General features: G+C 73.8%; 11 protein-coding genes. 5 read left to right on the top strand and 6 right to left on the bottom strand.

What is annotated here, in order from left to right:
- Positions 1-29 precede the first annotated feature (29 nt).
- From epmA to WMF28_RS13660, 3 genes are all read left to right on the top strand, one after another.
- Complete coding sequence (gene epmA, locus WMF28_RS13670) at positions 30-1,292, top strand: EF-P lysine aminoacylase EpmA (RefSeq protein ID WP_437602633.1); 1,263 nt, start codon at positions 30-32, stop codon at positions 1,290-1,292.
- Complete coding sequence (locus WMF28_RS13665) at positions 1,289-1,840, top strand: hypothetical protein (RefSeq protein WP_437602632.1); 552 nt, start codon at positions 1,289-1,291, stop codon at positions 1,838-1,840. Before epmA ends, WMF28_RS13665 begins: the two co-directional genes overlap by 4 nt.
- Positions 1,841-1,980: 140 nt before the next feature.
- Complete coding sequence (locus WMF28_RS13660) at positions 1,981-2,373, top strand: DUF423 domain-containing protein (protein WP_437602631.1); 393 nt, start codon at positions 1,981-1,983, stop codon at positions 2,371-2,373.
- 23 nt (positions 2,374-2,396) lie between these two features.
- Here WMF28_RS13660 and WMF28_RS13655 read toward each other — a convergent pair whose 3' ends face one another.
- The 4 genes from WMF28_RS13655 to WMF28_RS13640 all read right to left on the bottom strand — a co-directional run bounded on the left by WMF28_RS13655 (position 2,397) and on the right by WMF28_RS13640 (position 13,358).
- Complete coding sequence (locus WMF28_RS13655; protein WP_437602630.1) at positions 2,397-5,708, bottom strand: efflux RND transporter permease subunit; 3,312 nt, start codon at positions 5,706-5,708, stop codon at positions 2,397-2,399.
- Between the two features lies 1 nt (position 5,709).
- A complete protein-coding gene (locus tag WMF28_RS13650) occupies positions 5,710-6,915 on the bottom strand; it encodes an efflux RND transporter periplasmic adaptor subunit (protein ID WP_437602629.1) in 1,206 nt (401 codons plus the stop codon).
- 270 nt (positions 6,916-7,185) lie between these two features.
- Positions 7,186-8,778, bottom strand: coding sequence for a hypothetical protein (locus tag WMF28_RS13645; RefSeq protein WP_437602628.1), 1,593 nt, complete (start codon positions 8,776-8,778; stop codon positions 7,186-7,188).
- Positions 8,779-8,876: 98 nt separating this feature from the next.
- On the bottom strand, positions 8,877-13,358 hold the full coding sequence (locus WMF28_RS13640; protein ID WP_437602627.1) for a DEAD/DEAH box helicase: 4,482 nt from the start codon (positions 13,356-13,358) through the stop codon (positions 8,877-8,879).
- Between the two features lie 139 nt (positions 13,359-13,497).
- Here WMF28_RS13640 and WMF28_RS13635 point away from each other — a divergent pair, with 139 nt between their 5' ends.
- Entirely contained in the window at positions 13,498-14,154 is a 657-nt protein-coding gene (locus tag WMF28_RS13635) for a Uma2 family endonuclease (protein WP_437602626.1), read from the top strand.
- Positions 14,155-14,170: 16 nt separating this feature from the next.
- Here the strand turns inward: WMF28_RS13635 and WMF28_RS13630 are convergent, their stop codons facing one another.
- Positions 14,171-14,809 (bottom strand): glutathione S-transferase, encoded by a 639-nt coding sequence (locus WMF28_RS13630; RefSeq protein WP_437602625.1) that lies wholly within the window; start codon positions 14,807-14,809, stop codon positions 14,171-14,173.
- Positions 14,810-14,859: 50 nt separating this feature from the next.
- Positions 14,860-15,039 (bottom strand): hypothetical protein, encoded by a 180-nt coding sequence (locus tag WMF28_RS13625; RefSeq protein WP_437602624.1) that lies wholly within the window; start codon positions 15,037-15,039, stop codon positions 14,860-14,862.
- Between the two features lie 24 nt (positions 15,040-15,063).
- On the opposite strand from WMF28_RS13625, the gene WMF28_RS13620 reads away from it, so the two are divergent.
- Positions 15,064-16,590 (top strand): serine/threonine-protein kinase, encoded by a 1,527-nt coding sequence (locus WMF28_RS13620; protein ID WP_437602623.1) that lies wholly within the window; start codon positions 15,064-15,066, stop codon positions 16,588-16,590.

Raw genomic sequence — 16,590 nt, 5'->3', positions numbered from 1 at the left:
ATCCCGTGGCTCTCCCCGAAACAAACTTCTTGACTGAGCTCCCGTCGACGTTCGCTCCGAGCGACATCGTCTCCGGCGGTGCGACATTGCCCGGCAGGGTGCGCGTCGGCGGCCGCGTGCTCGAGGTCGCGGAGGGCGCCGTCGTGCTCGGGGACGCCTTCGGCGCGGTGCGTGTCGCGCTGGAGGGCGCGCCCGCGTCGCCGATCGAGGCCGGCGATCTCGCGGTCGTCGAGGGGGCGCCGGCCGGCGGCGCGCTCGCCGCGGCGCGGCTCGTCGAGCGGATCGCGCCGCGGAGGCCGCCGCGGGGGCGCGCGGGGGCCGCGGCGCCGCCGTCGAGCGAGACGGAGCGGGCGATCCACCGCGGTCGCGGCGCGGCGCTCGCGCGGCGCGCGGCGGCGCTCGCGGCGGTGCGGGCGCTGTTCGCCGAGCGCGGGTTCCTCGAGGTGGAGACGCCGAGCATGGTCCCCTCCCCCGGGCTCGACCTGCACCTCGACGCGTTCGCGGTCGAGGCGGCGCGCCCGACGTTCCTGATCACGAGCCCGGAGTACCAGATGAAGCGGCTGCTCTCGGGCGGCGTCCCGCGCTGCTTCCAGCTCGCGCGCTGCTTCCGGCGCGGGGAGCTCGGGGACAGGCACAACCCGGAGTTCACGATGCTCGAATGGTACCGCGCCTTCGCCGGGGTGGACGACGTGATGGCCGACACGGAGGCGATCGTGCAGCGCGTCGCGGCCGCGCTCGACGCGGACGGGACGCTCTCGGCGGCCGGCAGGCAGGTGCGCCTCACGCCGCCGTTCCCGCGCATCTCGGTCGGCGACGCGTTCGCGCGGTGGGCGGGCGTGCCCGCGGACGACGCGATCGCGCTCGCGTCGCGCGACGAGGAGCGGTTCTTCCGCCTGCTCGTGGACCAGGTGGAGCCGGCGATCGCGGCGCTGCCCCACCCGGTGTTCCTGGTCGATTTCCCCGCGCCGCTCGCGTCGCTCGCGCGGCTCAAGCCGGGCGATCCCCGGGTGTGCGAGCGGTTCGAGCTCTACGTCGCGGGCGTCGAGCTCTGCAACGGCTTCGGCGAGCTGACCTGCCCGGTCGAGCAGCGCGCGCGGCTCCTCGCCGATCAGGCGGCGCGGGCGGCCCAGGGCAAGCCGGTCTACCCGATCGACGAGCGCTTCCTCGACGCGCTCGAGGAGGGGATGCCGCCGGCGGCGGGCAACGCGCTCGGGGTCGATCGCCTCGTCGCGCTGTGCCTCGGCGCCGCGTCGATCGGCGACGTCCTCGCTTTCCCCCACGGCTGGCTGTGAGCGCCGCGACGCCCCCCGACGGCGGCGAGCGCCTCTCGCCGGAGGTCCTGTCGCAGCTCGCCCGCAAGTACCGCGCGCTCGCGGAGCTCCGGCGCGCGCGGGCGGCCGGCGAGGCGATCCCGGCCAAGGAGGTGTTCCGCGCGCTCGCGGGGGAGTTCCCCGGCGCGCTGAACGAGCTCGACAACCTGCCGCTCGACGAGATCGAGCGGCGCCACGACGCGCTGGCGCGGGCCCTCGCCGGGGGCGCGGAGGAGCGCTGGATGGCGTGGATACACGGCTACCACACGCTGATGCGGGCGGCGCTCTACGTGAAGATCCGCGTCGCGCGGCGGCAGGCGCTCTCCGAGAGCGAGGCGGCGGCGCTCGCGGAGCGGGCGGCGAGGCACGCCGGCGTGGCGGTCGACGCCGCCTTCGTGATCGCGGTCAAGACGCCGCCGGACGGCCGGCTGAACCGCCTCGTCCTCGGCCGCCTCGCGGCGCAGTCCGGCGCGTCGACCGCCGAGATCCGGGAGACGATCTTCCCGCGACGGCCGGCGCAGGGCGGCTGACGCGCCTCGCGCTCCCGCTCGTCCGTGTCGACGAGCCGTCCTCCTGCACCTCGAAGGTCGACGCGAGCCCGTCGCGGGCGCGTGGAGGCCGAGCGTGCCTCGTGACGCGCTCCGGTCATGGACTAAGCTCCACGCCCGATATGGAACGGCTCTTCTTCCTGCTCTCGGGCGTCTACGGGTTCCTCGGGGTGGCGCTCGGCGCCTTCGGCGCTCACGGCCTCAAGGCGAAGCTGGACGCGCTCCCGGACGGCGCGCTGCGCGCTTCCTGGTGGCAGACGGGTTCCCTGTACCACCTCCTCCACGCGCTCGCGCTGGCGCTGGCCGCCCACCTCGCCGCGCGCACCGGCGGGGCGGCGGCCACCACCGCCGGCTTCTGCTTCGCGGCCGGCGTGCTGCTCTTCTCCGGCAGCCTCTACGTGATGACCTTGACCGGCGTCCGCGTCCTCGGCGCGGTCACGCCGATCGGCGGGGTGTTCCTGCTCGCCGGCTGGGGCGCGGTGGCGGTGGCCGCGCTCGGGCTCGCGAAGGGCTGAGGCGCCCGGGCCCAGCGCCCCGCCTACATCGTCCTGCGCGCGACAAGCCGGCCGAGCCGCGCGGACGCCCGCTCGCGGAAGGAGGCCATGCGGGCCCGGGCGCGCCCCCAGCGCTCGCTGTGCGCGAGATCGTCGAGCAGCGAGTACGAGACCGGCGTGACGATCAGGGTGAGCAGCAGGCTCAGGGACTGGCCGCCGATGACCACCACGGCGATCGCGTGGCGCTCCTCGGCCCCGGGCCCCGTGCCCAGCCAGAGCGGGAGCATGCCCGCGACAAGGGCCAGCGTGGTCATCAGGATCGGCCGCAGCCGATCGCGGTTCGCCTGGAGGATCGCCTCAGCGCGCGGCATGCCCCCCTCGGCGCGGAGCTTGTTCATGTGGTCGACCTGGAGGATCGAGTTCTTCTTCACCACGCCGAACAGCACCAGGAAGCCGAGCGCCGAGTACAGGTTGAGGGTGTTCCCGGTCGCCCACAGGCTGAGCAGGGCGAAGGGCACCGCCATCGGCAGCGAGAGCAGGATCGTGACCGGGTGGACGAGGCTCTCGAACTGCGACGCCAGGATCATGTACATGAGCACGATCGACAGGAGGAACGCCCAGATGAACTCCCCGAACGTGCGCTCGAGCTCCGCGCCGCGGCCGCGCACGCTGGTCGTGTACGCCGCGGGCATGTCCATCTCCCGCGCCGCCCCGCGCAGCGCCTCCAGCCGGTCGGCCAGCGCGTAGCCGGGCGCCACGCCGGCCCGCAGGCTCGAGACCCGCTGGCGATCGAGCCGGTCGATGCGCGACGGGCTCCTCGCCTCCTCGATGCGCACCAGGTTGTCGAGGCGCACCAGTTCGCCCCGGAGCAGCGGCGATCCGGCCGACGCGGTCGCGCCGCCTGAGCCGCCCGCCTGCGGCGCCGCCGTCGCGCGCACCGACCGGGGCACGTACAGGCGGCGGACGGCCGACAGCCGATCGCGGTCCTCCTCGACGAGCCGCAGCTGCACGTCGTAGTTCTCGTTGGCGGCCTCGTCCCGGAAGCGCGAGACCGCGTCGTCTCCCCCCACCATCAGGCGCAGCGCGGTCGCGATGTCCTGCGTCCGCACCCCGAGCTCCGCCGCGCGCTCGCGCTCGATGAGCACCCGCAGCTCGGGCCGGTCGATCTTCAGCGTCACGTCCGCGTCGACGATGCCGCCGAGCTGCGCTGAGCGCTCCCGGAGCTCGTTCGCGTAGCGCTCGAGCGCCTCGATGTCGGGCCCCTGGATCGCGAAGTCGATCTCGAAATTCCCGCCGCCGATGTTGAACGACGGCACGTTGCGGACCGAGACCCGGAGATCGGAGTACTTGCGCAGCTTGCGCCGCACCTCCTGCATCACCTCGTTCTGCGAGTAGTTGTCCCTGAACGCGCGGAGGGGGTTGCCGGAGAACGTCTCCCGGAACAGCCGCGTCAGGGAGAACGTGCGCTCGTCGTGCGGGGCGATGCGGACGAAGGCCTCGCCCGAGCTGACCCCGCCGATGAAGCCGCCGCCCGCCGTGGCGAGCACGCTCCGCACCCCGCGCACCCCGCGGACGTCGTCGCCGATGCGCCGCATCACGTCGTCCATCGCGTCGATGCTCGCGCTGAGCGGGGCCGTGACGCGGATCTCGAACTCCGCGTCGTCCGCGCCGGAGGGGATGTACTCCTGCTTCACGAGCCCGTAGAGCGGCACCGCCGAGGCCATCACCAGGACGGCGCCGGCCGACACGAGCACGCGGTGCCGCATCGCGAACGCGAGGGCGCGCAGGTACCCGGCCTCGATCCGCCCGTAGAAGCCCGGGCGCGCCGCCGCCTCGCCCCCGCCCCCCGCGTTGCCCGCGCCGTGGGCGTGGGTCCCCTCCTTGCGGAGCAGGCGCGCGCTCATCATCGGGGTCAGCGAGAAGCTGACGAGGAGGCTCACGAGGATCGCCACCGTGGCCGTGATCCCGAACTGGAACAGGAACCGCCCCGAGATCGACGACATGAACGACACGGGGACGAAGATGACGACGAGCGACAGCGTCGTCGCGAGCACGGCGAGCCCGATCTCCTGCGTGGCGGCCCGCGCCGCCTCGAAGGAATCCATCTTCTTCTCCTCGACGAACCGGAAGATGTTCTCGAGGACGACGATGGCGTCGTCGATGACGATGCCCACCATCAGCACGAGCGCCAGCATCGTCACGCTGTTCAGGGTGAAGTCGAGCGCCCACATCATGCCGAACGTCGCGACGACCGACGTCGGGATGGCGATCCCCGCGATGATCGTCGACCGCCACGACCGCATGAACAAGAGGACGACCGCGCACGCCAGGATGCTGCCGAGCACGAGGTGCACGTTGATCTCGCGCAGCGCGGTGTAGATGTAGCCCGACTGATCGCGGATCACCTCGAGCCGCACGTCCTCGGGCAGCTGCTCCGAGAGCGCCGCCAGGTTGGCCTTCACGGCCTCGATCACCGCGACGGTGTTCGCGCCCGACTGCCGCACGACGTGGAGGACGACGGTGGGCTTGCCGTCGAGGCGGGCCAGCGAGCGCTGCTCGTAGGTGCCGTCCTCGGCGCGGCCGACGTCGCGCACCCGGACGGGCCGCCCGTCGACGCTGGCGACGACCATGTCGTTGAAGGCCCCCACGCTCTCGAGGCGGCCCATGGTGCGCAGCGTCCGCTCTTCCTCCTTCCCCGTCACGTTGCCCGCAGGGATGTTCGCGTTCTGCTGGACGATGGCGTCGCGGACGGCCGTGATCGGGAGGCCGTACGCGGCGAGCCGGTCAGCGTTCAGCCAGATCTTCATCGCGCGCTCCTGCCCGCCCACGACGCGCACCTCGCCGACGCCCGACGAGCGCTCGAGCTGCACCCGCACGAGCTTGTCGGCCACCTCGGTGAGCTCCCGGATCGATCGATCGGCGGAGAGCGCGATCGACATCACCGGGGTCGAGTCGTTGTCCTGCTTCGCGATGATGGGCGGATCGGTGCCCACCGGCAGGCGGCGCAGCGCGGCCTGCACGCGATCGCGCACGTCCTGCGCCGCCGAGTCGACGTCGCGATCGAGGTTGAAGGTGGCGATGACGACCGAGGTGCCGCTCGACGAGATCGAGCGGAGCTCGGTGATCCCCTCGACGGTGTTGACCGCCGCCTCGATCTCCTCCGAGATCTCCGCCTCGACGTCCTCGGGCGCGCCGCCGGGGAGCGTCGTGCGGACCGAGACCGTCGGCAGATCCACGGCGGGGAAGCGGTCCACGCCCAGCTTGAAATAGGCCACCGCGCCGACGACCACGAGGGCGAGCGCCAGCATGGCGGCGAACACGGGCCGCTGGATGCAGATCCTGGCGAGCGTCTGCATCCTAGCCGCCCTCCACCACGCGCACCGGCTGCCCCTGCTGGAGCGACCCGGGCCGTGCGACGACCGACTCTCCCACCGCGAGACCGGACACGATCTCGACCCGATCGCCCGCCGTCTTGCCGGTGGTGACCTGCTTCTCCTTCGCCTTGCCGTCCTCGACCGTGATCACCTTCGTGAGGCCGGCGAATCGGACGACGGAGGTCGCCGGCACGGTCGGCACCGGCCTCGCGGTCACGGCGATCTGCGCGCTGACGAGGCTGCCAGGCCGCAGGTGGCCGGGGTTCTTGATGTCGCTCTCCACGAGCAAGGTCCGGCTCTGCGGGTCGAGCGCGGGCGCGAGGCGCGCGACCGTCCCCTCGTAGCTCACGTCGTCTCCCGGGATCTTCACGCGAACCGCCTGCCCCGCGCGCACGGCGGTCGCCTCGAGCTCCGGGATCGCCACGCGCAGCCGCAGGGGGTCGATCCGGACGACCTCCACGATCGGCGCCCCCGCGGCGAGGTACTGGCCGACGCTCGCCCTCCGCACCTGGACGACGCCGTCGAGCGGCGACCGCACCATGGCGTCGGCGAGCTGCTGCCGCGCCATGCGCAGCTCCGAGCGCCGCTGGCGCACCGCCGCCTGGCGGATCCGCACCTCCTCCCGCGCCGACTGCACGGCCGCCTCCGCGCGGACCGCCCCCGCCTCGGCCGCGTCGAGGTCCATGCCCGACATCAGCCCTTCCCTGGCGAGGCTCCGCGCGCGCACAAGGTTGGCCTGCGCCTCCTTCGACGTCGCGAGCGACTCCCTCACGATCGCCGTGCCCTCGACATCGAGCTCTTCATCGGGACCGTCCGCCGGCAAGCCGAGCTGCGCGCGGCTCTGCGCCAGCGCGGCCCCGGCCTGCTCGATGCGCAGCTCGTAATCCCTCGCCTCCAGCTGGGCGACGACCTGATCTCTCTTGACCGGGCTCGCCAGGTCGACCGAGATCGATGCGAGGCGGCCCGGCACCTTGGCCCCGAGCGTCACCTGCTCATCGGCGTCCAGGGTCCCCGAGATGTCGATGGTCTGTTCGATGACGAGCTCCGTCACCGGCGCGAGCGTCACCTCCTTGGCGCCGGCCCCAGGCTTCTCCGCCTTCGCGCCTTCAGGCCGAGGCGCTGCCTCCTTGTCGCACGCAGCGCACTGCAGAAGTACAGCCAGGAGCGCGGCCCAGGATGTCCAGAACACCCTGAGCTGACTGGGGGAGCGGCGGACGGAGTTAAAAGATCGGCGGAGCGCGGGGGGGGCAATCCACATGTCGGTGGCCTCGAATCACCAAGAACGCCCCCCCGAGCGTGTGTTGCGACAGGATATTGACGCATCATCGTTGGGGCGCAACGTACGCGCAGGCACGCCGAGGCGGTGGTCGCCGATGCGCTGGCCGCGCCGCGATCGTTCTGGACCAGGGCGCGAGCTCCGGTCGGGCGGCGGAGAGGCAGCTCCCGCGGCGGGCGGCCCTCAGGGGCCAAGCTTCACCAGGTAGCCATCGGCCTCACCGCGCGTGGTCACGGGGCCGCCGCCGAAATCCACGGTGCCGCGGAACGAGCCGACGGCGAACACCTCGCCTTTGGGACCGAGGGCCACGCCCCCCGCCGCCTGCTCCACGGGATCGCCGATCTGGCGGCTCCAGAGGTGCTTGCCGTCCAGCCCGAGCTTCGCGATGTAGATATCGCCTCCGCTGCGGAATCCGTTCGGATCCTCGACCGTGCCCTGGCTCTCGAGGATGGTGCCGTCGAGATCGATGCTCCCGAGGAAGGTCCCCGTGATGACCGCGTTGCCCGCCGGATCCACCGCGATCGACGCGACGTCCTGCAGCTCGGAGTCGCCGAAGCCCCGGCTGTAAAGGTGCTTCCCCACCGGATCGAACTTGGCGACGAAGAAATTCGGCTTCGTGCCGAGCGCGACGAGCGGCCCGCCGCCGAAATCGACGCTCCCCTGGAACATCCCGGCCAGGAACACGTTCCCCGCGGCGTCGAAGGCCACCTGAGAGGCCGCGTCGTAAAGGCTACTTCCGAACGCCTTCTGCCAGAGCAGCGCGCCCTTCGGATCGACCTTGGCAAAGAAGATATCGCTTCCTCCCTTGGAGACGAAGGGCCTCACCCTCGGGTCGAGGTTGAAGTTCTGATCGAACGTGCCCGCGATCGCGACATGGCCCTCCGCGTCCGCGGCCAGCCCGCCGGCCCCGAGCGACGCCCTCTCGTCATCGATGTATATCGTGAAGACGTGTTTGCCCCCCGAGTCCAGCTTGGCGACATACACCGCATTGCCGCTGATCTCGTCACCGATCGGCCCACCGCCGAAATCGGCCGTGCCGCCGATGGAACCGGAGATGAGGACCGTCCCCATGCCGCCGAAGGCGACGTACTTGAGCTCCTTCACATACTGATCGCCGAACCCCTTGCTCCAGACGTGGTTGCCGGTGCCGCTCTCGAACCTCGCGAGCCCGAGCCCGCCGCTGCTCTCGGGCAGCGGTCCGCCGCCGAAATCGAGGTTCCGGAAATAGCTCCCTCCCACGAAGACCGCGTCGCCGAGGCCGTGGGCGACGTGCTGGCCGCCGGCGAGGTTCAGGCCGAACGACTTGCTCCAGACGTGCTTGCCGTCGCGATCGAACTTCGCGAGATACGACCCGGAGCCGCCCTGCGCGACGATGGGGCCGCCGCCGAGATCGATCGCGCCGGAGAACCGCCCGATGACGATCGGGTTCCCGTCGGAGTCCACGGCGACGCTCGCGGCCGAGTCGAAGCCGTTCTCGCCGATCTGGAGCGCCCATTGAAACCGCCCCGGCCCCACCGGGGCGCCGCCCTCGCCGCCGCTGCCGCCCTCTCCGCCGCTGCCGCCCTCTCCGCCGCCAGCGCCGCCCTCTCCGCCGCCAGCGCCAGCGCCGCCAGCGCCGCCGTCACCAGCGCCGCCGCCGCCCTCCCCACCCTCACCGACGCCACCGCTTCCATCGCCGTAATTTCTCACCTTGGGCGAGCAGGCCACGGCGCCGAGGGCGGCGATCGAGAGCACCACGAGGGCGCGGACATGAGTGCCGTTGTCGAGTGAGCGCATCCCTGGAGTATATAAAGGGTGCGGGCGCGGGGTTTCCTTGAAACCGCGCGCTGCCGCTCGACGCTGTCGGGGAGGAGGCGATGAGCGCGGCGCGCAGCTCACACCGCTGCTCGCGAGAACGCCGCCAGCGCCCGGGGCCGCTCGCCCGTCGCCGGGGCGATGGGCGCGAGCGGGACTCCATCCCGGTAGATCACCCCATGACCGAGCGCGGCCGGGATGCGGGGCCCGGGCGTGACGATGCCCACGAGGTTCAGCGGATCGCACGCGCTCAGCTGGACGATCTCGCCGGACGGGGGCGCTCGCCGGACGGCGCGGAGCGCGTCGAGCGCCTCCGGCAGCGCGAAGTGCTCGCCCACGAAGCCGGCGATGAGGTGGCCGCCGCGGAGCTCCCCCGCCATCTCGAGCCGCCGGTAGACCCGGAGCAGGTCCCTCCACGCGGGGGGCCGCGGCTCGCGCGCGAGCAGCTCGCGGCAGACCACGCCGTAGCGGCGGAGGTACTGGTGCGCCAGCGCCTCCACCACGTCGGGGCCGTCGGTCCCGTCCCCGGCGGCGCCGGTGGCGGGCGCGGACGCCTCCGGGCGCGCCCGCAGGAGCGACCACCTGCCCGACGCGACAGGGCCCGCCCGGCGCGCCCCGCCCCGCAGCCGCCCGGCGCCCAGCGCGACGGACGCGGCGCCGCCGCCGAGCAGCGAGCGCAGCGCCGCGAAGCCGTCGCCGGTCACGAGCCCGGCGGCGACGAGCTCCCAGAGCACCTCCTCCACCTCGGACCGGGACCGGCCCGCGCCCGCGACGATGTCCTCGAAGAACGACGCGCCCGCGCGCGACAGGAACGACAGCACGCCCTGCGCCGCCTCCGAGAGCGACGCCGGCGGCGGCTCGCCGTCGGCCTCCCGGGGCGCGAGGAGCCACGGGAGATCGCGGCGAAGCGCGAGCGTGATCGGCGCCGCGCGCGTGGGCGCCGCCGCGTCGCGCGGGACCACGCGGCCCCAGGCCACCTCGCCGGACAGGCAGAGCGCGTCGAGCAGCCCCTCGTCGTAACCGGCCACGCGCGCGGGCAGCACCTCCCGCTCCCACGCCCCGGCGGCGAGCTCGAAGCCCTGCAGCTGCTCGATCACCCGCCCGAGGCCCCCCGGCCCGCGCGCCTGGGTGCCCGGCGCCACGCCCTGCCACGCAAGGAGGAACCGGAGGAGCTCCGCCGCGGTCGCCGGCTCGATCGCCTTGCGCAAGCCCGTGACGGTGCGGCGGTGGATGCGGGCGAGGAGGCGGCGGTCGCACCACTCGATCGACAGATCGCACAGATCGCACGGGTCGCGCCGATCGCCCGGCGCGCCCGCCTCGCCCGCGCCGGCCTGCGCCGCGCGCGCCGGCGCGCTCGACCGGAAGCGCCCGCGCAGCGCGCCGCCCGCGAGCTCGATCCGCGCGAGCGCGGACAGCGCCTCGTCCGCGGGCACGTCGAGCCGCCGCGCGAGCTCCTCGGTCGAGACCGGCCCCGCGGCGCTCAGGAAGCCGCGCACGAGGGCCGTGATCGCGGCGCCGCGGTCAGCCGGCCCCGCGGCCGAGCGCAGCGCGGGCGGCACGGCGACGTCGGGCGCGAACACCGCCTCCGGCCAGATCGCCTCGACCAGCGGCCGCCGCTCGGTCGCGACCCAGCGCGGCGCGCGCGGCGAGCCCGCGCCCGCGCCCGCGCCGGTCGCGGCGCGCACCTCCGCCGCCCGCCCCGCGGCGCAGAGCGCCTCGAAGAGCCGCGCGAAGCCGCTCCGGCCCCCCTCCTCGGCGGGGAGCGCGACCCGGTCGAGCAGGAGCTCGTGCAGCTCGTCCGCGTCGCGCGCGTCCGGCCGCGCCTCGGCGATCACCTCGGCGATGACCTCCGGATCGAGCCCGCCCAGCCGCTCGGCGACCTCCGCCGGGAGCCCGCGCCGCACCCGGACCGCGCGGGCGCGCCGCTCCTCCAGCGGGGCGTCGTCGAGGAACGCGTAGGGGTTCGCGTTCAGGATCTCGTGCGAGAAGACGCTCGGCTCCGGCGTGTCGAGCGCCACGACCCGGATCGCCCCGCTGCGCAGGCCGACGAGCAGCCCGCGCAGCCCCTCGACATCCATCAGCTCGGTCAGGCAGTCGCGCAGCGCCTCGCGCACGAGCGGGTGGTCCGGCGGCTCGACGTGCGCGAAGAGCCCGTGGTTGTCCTGGCACCCCTGCTGCTCGGGGAAGATCGAGAGCAGCAGGTCGTCGGCGCGCATGCGCTGGAGCGCCGGCGGCACCCGCCGGCCCCCCCGGAAGCGGAGCAGCGCCAGCGCGCGGGACGCGGCCCAGCGGAAGCGCGTGCGGAACATCGGGCCCTGGAGCGCCGCCTGGACGAGCACCTCCTCGAGGCCCTCGGGGCGGACGAGATCCAGCACCTCCTCGATCGGGATCCCGTGCTCCGCCGACAGCGAGAGCAGCACGCCATCGTCGGTCGCCGCCGCCTGGAGCTCGAAGTCGAACGAGCGGCAGAAGCGCTTGCGGAGCGCGAGCCCGAGCGCGCGGTTCACGCGGCCGCCGAGCGGCGCGTGGACGACGATCTGCTGCCCCCCGGCCTCGTCGAAGAAGCGCTCGACCACGACGGTCGCCCCGCCCGGGACCGCGCCGAGCGCCGCGCGCCCCGCCTCGATGTAGTCGCGCACGAGCAGCGCCCCGCGCGCGTCGAGCGCGCACGCCTGCATGAGCCAGCGCGCCGCCCGCGATCGTGCCGCGCGCGCGTCCTCGCCGCCGCCCTCGCCGCGCGGAGCCCCGGGCCGCGCGCCCTCGGCCCGCTCCTCCTCGAGGCGCGCGGCGACCTCGGCGCGGAGCGCGGCGACCTCGGCCGAGAGCTCCGGCGTGCGCGCGGGCGCCTCCCCGAGCCAGAACGGCACGGTCGGCGCGGCGCCGTGGGCGTCCTCGACCCACATCTGCCCGCCCTCCAGCCGGAGCACGCGCCACGACGTGTTGCCCAGCAGGAACACGTCGCCGCCGGACGACTCGATCGCGAAGTCCTCGTCGAGCGTGCCGACCTTCGTGCCGTCGGGCTGGAGCACCACGTCCACGGCCGCGATATCCGGGATCGCCCCGCCCGACGTGAGCGCCGCGAGCCGCGCGCCGCGCCGCCCGCGCAGCCGCCCCCCGATGGCGTCGCGGTAGACGAGCGCCCCGGCCCGCTGCCGCGCGCCCCGGGCGGCGGAGGCGCCCTCGTCGCCCGAGCCCGCGGCGCCGCCCGACACCATGGCCACGACCGCGTCGAAGTCGCGTCGCGACAGGCCTTCGTACGGCGCGGCCCGGCGGACGAGCGCGTAGAGCCCCTCCTCGTCCCGCTCCTCGCACGCGCACGCCGCGATGATCTGCTGCGCCAGCACGTCGAGCGGCCCCTCGCGCGACGCCATCCGGTCGAGCTCGCCGCGCCGCGCCGCGCGCACGATCGCCGCGCACTCGACGAGCTGGTCGCGCGTCAGCGGGAAGAGCCGCCCGCGCGGCGTCGCGGCGAGCGCGTGGCCCGAGCGGCCGATGCGCTGGAGGGCGACGTTGATCGACCGCGGCGAGCCCACGAGGCAGGCGAGGTCGACCGCGCCCACGTCGATGCCGAGCTCGAGCGACGCGGTCGCGACAACGACGCGGAGCTCCCCCGCCTTGAGCCGCCGCTCCGCCGCGAGCCGCCGGGCCCGCGAGAGGCTGCCGTGGTGGGCCGCCACGACGTCCTCGCCGATCCGCTCGGCGAGCGCGTGCGCGACCCGCTCGACGAGGCGGCGCGTGTTGACGAAGACCAGGGTCGACCGCGCTCCCGCCGCGAGCGCCGCGATGCGGTCGTAGATCTCGGTCCACTGCTCGTTCGTGCAGACCGCGCCGAGCTCGTCGCGGGGCACCTCGACGGCGAGGTCGAGGTCTCGCCGCTGCCCGACGTCGACGATCCGGGGCAGCTCGCGCGCGCCGGCGACGAGCCGGGCGGCGACCTCGATCGGGCGCACCGTGGCGCTGAGGCCCACGCGCTGCGGCCGGGCGCCGCCGCGGCTGACCACAAGGTCCTCGAGCCGCTCGAGCGTGAGCGCGAGGTGGGCGCCGCGCTTGTCCCCGGCGATCGCGTGGACCTCGTCGAGGATCACGGTGCGCACCTCGGAGAGCGCGCGCCGCCCCGACTCGCTCGTCAGCAGGATGAACGCCGACTCCGGCGTGGTGACGAGCACGTGCGGCGGCCGGGCGGCCATGGCGCGCCGCTCCTGCGCGGGGCTGTCGCCGGTCCGCACGACGGCCCGGATGCCCGGCGCGGGCAGGCCCGCTTCCCGCATGGCCGCCGAGATCTCGGCGATCGGCTGCTCGAGGTTGCGGTGGACGTCGTGGGAGAGCGCCTTCAGCGGCGAGATATAGAGGACGTCGGTGCGGTCCTCGAGGGCGCCCCGCGTCGCGTCACGGACGAGCCGGTCGAGGCAGAAGAGGAAGGCCGCGAGCGTCTTGCCGGCGCCCGTCGGCGCGCTGATCAGCGTGTCGTGTCCGGCCGCGATGACTGGCCAGGCGCGCTCCTGCGCGGGGGCGGGGGCGCCGAAGCGACCGCGGAACCACCGGTCCACGACGGGGTGAAACATCCTGTCGAGGGTAGCCGGGGCGGCCGTGGGGCGGAAGCGGGAGGGCGGGAGGAGAGGAGAGGAGAGCGCCGGGCGGCCGCTGGGCCGGGACGACGAGGCTCCCGGAGGCCGACGACGGCGTGCTACGCTGGACACCGTCGTGAGGGTGCAACGCGCAGTCGTGATCAGGCAGAGCGCGGACAGCGAGGCGCCGGCCAGGCCAAGGCTGACCCTCGCCGGCTGGACCTGTTTGCCGGAAGACGAGCCGGGCGAGCTCGTGGATGGCGTGCTCGCGGAGGAAGAGGTGCCGGACGCGGTTCACGAGGTCATCGTGACCTGGGTCATCGGGGTGCTCCGGAGCTGGCTGATCTCGCGGGGCGGGCTTGTGCTGGGCTCCGAGGCGAAGTTCGCCGTGACCTCCTCCTCCGGCCGGAAGCCCGACGCCTCCGCGTACCTGCCTGGGAGCCGCAAGCCGCCGCGCCGCGGCGTGATCCACGTCCCGCCCGACATCATGGTCGAGGTGATCTCTCCCTCGCCGCGCGACGCGCGCCGGGACCGCGTGGAGAAGCTGCACGAATACGCGCGCTTCGGCGTGCGCTGGTACTGGCTCATCGACCCGCAGGCAGCGACGCTCGCTCTCCTCGAGCTCGGCCCGGACGGCCGCTACGTGCACGCGCTCGCCGCGGCGGACGGCGTGGTCTCCGGCGTGCCGGGCCTCGAGGGGCTCACGCTCGACCTCGACTCCCTCTGGAGCGAGGTCGAGCGGCTCGGCCCTGAATCCGGCGAGGCGCCGCTCGGCGCGCGAGAGACCGAGTAGCGGCAGCGCCGCGCGGTCACTTGCTGGCCGCCGACACGCCGGGACCGACGGGTGGATACTTCTGGAGCTCGGGAGTGCGTTCAAGCCGCGTCGACAAGCTGACCAGGCCAGGGTGACGCGAAGCCGGAACGATCGACGCCAGCATGGACTGCGTGAACTGCCACGCCACGGCGGCCGAGATGGATGCCTGGCAGTGCAGAGCCGAAAACACCTCCGGCCTGCGCTGGACCTCGCCCTCCAACCCCGAATACGCCGCCAGCAGCTGGCCCGTCACACGCTCCAACCACGGCTCGTACTGCGCCTCCCTGGGGCGGAGATTCCGCTCGTAGATCAGCTGCACGCTCTTCTCACAGGCCGCCAGCGCCAGACCTACAGCCCGGAACTCATGCTGTCTTGCCATGGGATCTGCGGACCACAAGGTTCTTCCTTGCGTCGCCGAGGCCTCGATGAACTGAAGGATCAAGGACGAGTCCATCAGGATCTCGCCATCGTCGCAGACGAGCGTCGGCGCCTTCACAACCGGGTTGATGCTCTGGAACTTCTCGAACGTAGCGAGCACCGAGACCGCCTCGTGCTCGAACGGGACGCGGAGACACTCCAGAGATACGGCAACCCTCCTGACATACGGCGAGTCAAGCATTCCTATCAATCGCATGAGTCTCTCCTTCGGCGGCCAACGTCCGGCCGGCCGGCCGCGCCGCGCCGTCAGCGCCGGCCGCGACCCTGCCGCGCCGCGCGATCCGCCTCTTCTTCCTCTTCCTCGCCGCGCGCCTCGGACTCGGCGCCGTCCTCGTCGAGCGGCGCGATCCGCGACCGGCGCGCCGCGTCTTCCGGCGGCGCCGGCGGCGCGCTGCCGCGGATCTCCTGCGCGATCCGCGAGAGCACCGTCGCGACGCCCTCCTCGACGGCGTGCCCGAGCTCCTCCGCGCTCCGCTCGAGGCGCTGCTTGCGCTCGAGGCGCTCTCCTCCCCCCGGACATGCTCGACGTCGCGCGACGCGGCCTCGATCGCGTCCCGCGAGATGCCGATCTCCTCGGCCGCCGCGACCAGCTCGTCATGGCTGACGTCACGCGCCTGCGCGTCCCGCAGGGCGCGCCCCAGGATGGCCCGCACCTCGGCCTCGGTGTACCGCCGCCCGCTCTGCCTGTCCGGTTTCGCCATCGCTCTCTACCTTGCCGCGCGCGCGGAGCATACGCTTGACCGCGTGCGGCCGCGCCGCTTCCATGGGCGCAAGGACCTCATGAGCAGCGACACGGCCCTACGACGCGTGGGGATCACCATCCGCAACAAGTGGACGCTGGAGCGGCTGCTCGGCGCCGGCGGCATGGCCGCCGTCTACGTCGGCGTCCACCGCATCGGGCGCCGCGACGCGCTCAAGATCCTGCACCCCCAGGCCGCGAAGTCGAAGGAGATCTGCGACCGGTTCGAGCGCGAGGCGCAGGCCGCAAACCGCTTCCATCACCCGGGCGCCGTCGAGATCCGCGACATCGACGTCGCCGAGGACGGCGCGCCGTTCCTGGTGATGGAGCTGCTCGAGGGCGAGTCGCTCGCCGAGCGCGAGCGCCGCCTCGGCGGCATCCCGCTGGGCGAGGTGCTCCGCTTCACCGCGCAGGTGCTCGACACGCTCGGCGCGGCGCACGCGCAGGGGATCATCCACCGCGACATCAAGCCGCCCAACCTGTACGTCGTCCGCGACGACGCCGCGGCCACGCCCCTGCCCGGCGGCGGCGTGCGCATCAAGGTCCTCGATTTCGGGCTCGCGCGCATCCGGCAGGACTCCAGCCTCCAGGGGGAGCTCACGCGGATGGGCCTCGTGCTCGGCACGACGCCGTACATGCCGCCGGAGCAGGCCAAGGGCCGCGACATCGACACCCGCGCCGACCTGTTCGCGGTCGGCGCCACAATGTTCCGCCTGATCGCCGGCCGCCACGTGCACGAGGCGAGCACCGATTTCGATCTCCTGCTGAAGATGGGCAGGGAGCCGGCGCCGCCGCTCGCGCAGCGCGCGCCGCTCGCGCCGCGCGACGTGTGCCTCGTCGTCGACCGCGCGCTCGCCTTCGACCGCGACCAGCGCTACCCCGACGCGCGCCGCATGCTCGAGGACGTGCTCGCCCTCCTGCGCGGCGAGCCGCCCCCGTACGCGTCGCGGTTCGCGCACGCGCTCGATCCCGACGCGATCACGCTGCACGGACAGCGATCACCGGCCGCCTCGGACGAGGACAACGGGCCCATCACGATCCCGACGAGCCCCGCGAGCCGCCCGACCGTCGCCGACGCCATCGCCGTCGACTGGAGCGAGGATCCGTCCATGAGCGGCAACTCGGTCACCGTCGAGTGGGACGGCCCCGCGAGCGTGAGGGAGGACTCGATCGCTGTCGACTGGAGCGACGAGCCGCAGGACGCGGCCGCGCCCGCGTCGCACCGCGCCCGGCGCTGA

Origin of the sequence: Sorangium sp. So ce590 (genome assembly GCF_051521365.1) — a bacterium.
Taxonomy (GTDB): Bacteria; Myxococcota_A; Polyangia; order Polyangiales; family Polyangiaceae; genus Sorangium.
Note: the sequence above shows the minus strand (reverse complement) of the source record. Positions and strands in the feature narration are given on the sequence as shown.